The following is a 3,781-nucleotide window of genomic DNA, read 5'->3' as shown; positions in this document are numbered from 1 at the left end:
TTCCGCGTTCGGCTCAGGAGGTTGCCGAGGTGGTGCGGGCGAACGGGCCGGCGCCGTGCCCGCTGCTCTGCGGCGCGATCCGCAGCCCGGCCGCTGTCGCCGCCCGCACCACCTCGGCAACCTCCTGAGCCGAACGCGGAACCGCGACGGCCGCCGGGCGCTGGTCGACATGGACCGCCCACGGCGTCCGGGCCCGGTCGTAGCCCTCGTCGCCGGGCAGGTAGACGCGGCCCTCGCACAGCCCGCGCAGCGCCTCGGCGGCGCCGGAGCGGGGTGCCCGGAGTTCCTCGGTCAACTCACTGGTCATTGATTGTTCCTCCTTGTGGGACGGTGGTTCAGCGGAGCGGGCGGTTGCCCCCACCGCGACTGTCATGCCCGGCTGACCCAGCCAGAGCACCTCGTGGACGACGATCTCGGGCCGGACGCCGTGCTCGGCCAGGCGCTGGGCCAGCACCTCGGCGGCGTCGTCGAACAGCCCACGGTCGGTGGTGTGGATCTCGATCCCGGTCAGCGCGGCCAGGGTCAGCCCGGCGCCGGCCAGAACCTGCTCCAGGTTCTCCACGGCCAGCACCAACTGGGCGACGTGGTCGCCGTCGTGCAGCAGCAGCCCGTCAGCCCCGACCGGGCGCTGGACCGGAATCGTGATCTCTGCCATGGCTCAACCCTCGCGGGCCGCACTGACACGAACCATCCCCGGCAACCGGAAGCATGCGGCTCCGCAGGGCCGGGTCCCCGGCTCCCCCCAGGGATCTGGGATTCCGTCGCACGCAGTGAGGGCGCACAATGGCTGCCATGCCGAGTGGACTGCTCGCCGAACGGGTTCGGCGCGACATCGAGGTGGTGGCGCACGGAGGTCTCGACCTCGACACGTTCCTCAACGAGGCGCTGCTGTCGCTACGCCGCGCCGTCCCCTTCGAGGCGGTCTGCTTCGGCACCGTCGACCCCACCACGCGGCTGCTCACCAGCACCCGCAAGTACGGCAGTCTCCGTGGTCAGGATGACCGCGACCACGACTGGGGACTGATCGAGTACGGCGGTCGCGAGACCACCACGTTCACCGAGATGGCGGACGCGGGGCTTCGGGCCGCCGGCGTCCACCAGACCACGTCGGGGCGGCTCGAGGAGTCCACCCGGCTGCGCGAGCTGATCCAGCCGACCTACGGCTACGGCGACGAACTGCGTGCCCTGTGCTACGACCGCGACCATCTCTGGGGCGAGGCTGCATACTTCCGCTCGTCCGACGATCGACCGTTCAACGCCGAGGAGGTCGCCTTCCTGGCGTCGCTGACCACGGTGATGGGCGTCGGCGTCCGGGCCGGCCTGCTGGCTTCGCTCGCATCGACGGCGCCGCTGGATTCACCGCAGGGGCCGGCGGTGATGATCATCGGCGCGGACGACACCATTGTCCAGGTCAACTCCGGCGCCGGTCGCTGGCTCGACGAGGTGGCGGTGGGCGGCACCGGTACCTCCTCAGCCGGGGTGATCGGATCGCTGGTCGGTGCCGCACGCCGCTACGCGCGCGGCGAATGGCCGAGTCCGCCGCGGGCCCGGCTGAGAACCGGCAGCGGGCTGTGGCTGGTGCTGCACGCCACCCCGCTGAGCGCCCGCAACGGCATCCAGGGCGAGGTCGTGGTGACCATCGAAGAGGCTCGGCCACCCGAGGTGGTCCCCCTGGTGGTCGCCGCGTTCGGTCTCACCGCTCGCGAGCGCGACGTCGTCGCGCTGGTGCTGCAGGGCCTGGACACGAAGGAGATCAGCGGCCAGCTGTTCCTGTCGGCCTGGACGGTGCAGGACCATCTCAAGTCGATCTTCGAGAAGGCCTCGGTGCGCAGCCGCCGGGAGTTGATCGCCCGGGTCTACTTCGACCAGTACGTACCCCGGTTGAGCACCGGAGTGGGCCCCGGCGGTTGGTTCACGTCTTAAACCACCGCTGGTCGAGCTTGTCGAGAACTCAAGGGCGCTGACAAGGGGGTTTCGACAAGCTCAACCCGCGAAGCGTCGACAAGCTCAACCCGCGGCAGACAGTCAGGCGCCTGCGTAGAAGGCCCGCATGCCCTCAGCCAGCCACCCAGGATCACGGACGCCGCACAGCTCGCGCGCGGAATGCATGCTGAGCAGCGGGATGCCGACATCGACGGTGCGAATGCCCAGCCGGGTCGCCGACAGCGGCCCGATGGTCGAGCCGCACGGCACCGAGTTGTTCGAGACGAAGTCCTGGGTCGGGACGCCGGCTGCGGCGCAGGCCCGGCGCCAGACGGCCTCGCCGACGGCGTCCGTGGCGTAGCGCTGGTTGGCGTTGAACTTGATCAGCGGGCCCGCGTTCGGCAACGGCCGATGATCGGGGTCGTGCAGCTGCGGATAGCTCGGGTGGACGGCGTGCCCGGCGTCCGCGGAGACCAGCACCGAGCAGGCCCGAGCCGCCGCTGATTCCTGCACACCCCAGCCGAGCGCATCGGCGAGCCGTCCGAGCACGGTCTCCAGCAGCGGGCCGCTGGCACCGGTGGCGCTCGCCGATCCGACCTCCTCGTGGTCGAAGCAGGCCAGCACGGTGATCGCGTCGGCATCAGTCGCCGCCGCCAGGGCCGTCAGCCCGGCGTGCACACTGGCCAGGTTATCCAGCCGGGGTGAGGCGAACAGTTCGCCATCGAGGCCGATCCGTCCGGGCGGTTCGGTGACGAAGGCATGCAGGTCATGGGCGATCACCGTCGCCGGATCGAGACCGGCGAGCACGGCGACCTCGGCGAGCAGATCGGCGTCGGGACGACCGACCGCGAAGACCGGGTGCAGGTGCTGCTGCCGGTCGAGCACCAGCTTCTCGTGCACGCTGCGGTCCAGGTGCGGCGCCACCTGCGGAATGCGCAGCAACGGCCCGGTGGTGACCAGCGTGACCGCGCCCTCGGTGTCGACGAGGCGTCCGGCCAGGCCGAACTCGCGGTCCAGCCAGGAGTTCGGCAGCGGACCGCCGTAGACCTCCATGCCCGCCTGTTGCCAGCCCAGGAAGGACGAGGTGGGCCGGGGCTTGAGCACGAAACCGGGTGAATCGGTGTGCGCGCCGACGATCCGGAACGCCGGCGCACCGAGGCTGTCGGGGATGCGCCAGGCCAGCACCGAGCCGTCCCTCACCAGCACGTAGCCACCCGGCCGGGCATCGAAGGGCAGCGTCTCGTCCACCTCGGCGAAGCCTGCGGCGACCAGCAGGTCAGCCGTGTGGCGGGCGGCATGGAAGGAGGACGGGCTGGCCGTGACGAAGGCAGCCAGGCTCTCGATATGCGCCGACTTCACCGCTTCCGGCTGGTACGAATCCATCTGGACGGCTTCCTTACAAAGTGTGGATTGGGGCTGTCGGCAGCCTAGTCCGCACCGCCCCGTCATCCCGGCGCTACTCGTCATCCCGGCACACGCCGGGATCTCATCCACCGCCGATCGAGCCCACCCCACCGCCGATCGAGCTTGTCGCGATCCTGCTGTGGGGTCCCGACAAGCTCGACCGACAGACGCGGTAATCAGGCTTGTCGAGATCCGATTGGACGCCGGCGCCGGGTCGGTCACGAGTTTTGTCAGAGGGGCCCGGCAAGATCAGGGACATGGAGATGGTTGTCCTGGCCCTGGTCGCCGCGACGCTGGGCGGTTTGCTCGGCGGGCTCGTCACGCGGGCGGTGTCGGTCGCCCGACAATCGGCCGACCAGGCGGGCCAACAGGCGACAGCCGCAGCCGCTCGCACCGAAGTCTCCGAGGCCAAGCGCGAGGCGTCCGACGCCCGCGCTGAGGCCGCCGACGCCCG

4 protein-coding genes are annotated in these 3,781 nt (G+C 70.6%); 2 read left to right on the top strand and 2 right to left on the bottom strand.

Annotated elements, in window-relative coordinates; all coding sequences use genetic code 11:
• Positions 1–13 precede the first annotated feature (13 nt).
• Complete coding sequence (locus QM624_RS18000; RefSeq protein WP_415094369.1) at positions 14–655, bottom strand: Rid family hydrolase; 642 nt, start codon at positions 653–655, stop codon at positions 14–16.
• Between the two features lie 137 nt (positions 656–792).
• Between QM624_RS18000 and QM624_RS17995 the strand changes: the two genes are divergently transcribed.
• Entirely contained in the window at positions 793–1,923 is a 1,131-nt protein-coding gene (locus tag QM624_RS17995; protein WP_415094367.1) for a helix-turn-helix transcriptional regulator, read from the top strand.
• A 102-nt stretch (positions 1,924–2,025) separates the two neighbouring features.
• On the opposite strand, the gene QM624_RS17990 is transcribed toward QM624_RS17995, so the two are convergent.
• Positions 2,026–3,306, bottom strand: coding sequence for a M18 family aminopeptidase (locus QM624_RS17990; RefSeq protein WP_415094365.1), 1,281 nt, complete (start codon positions 3,304–3,306; stop codon positions 2,026–2,028).
• A 278-nt stretch (positions 3,307–3,584) separates the two neighbouring features.
• Here QM624_RS17990 and QM624_RS17985 point away from each other — a divergent pair.
• A partial coding sequence (locus QM624_RS17985; RefSeq protein ID WP_415094363.1) for a hypothetical protein occupies positions 3,585–3,781 on the top strand: 197 nt, incomplete at its 3' end.

It is taken from the genome of Micropruina sp. (assembly GCF_047606365.1).
In the GTDB taxonomy this organism is placed as follows: Bacteria; Actinomycetota; Actinomycetes; order Propionibacteriales; family Propionibacteriaceae; genus Micropruina.
The sequence above is the reverse complement of the archived record's forward strand: the minus strand, read 5'-3'. Positions and strand labels throughout refer to the sequence as shown.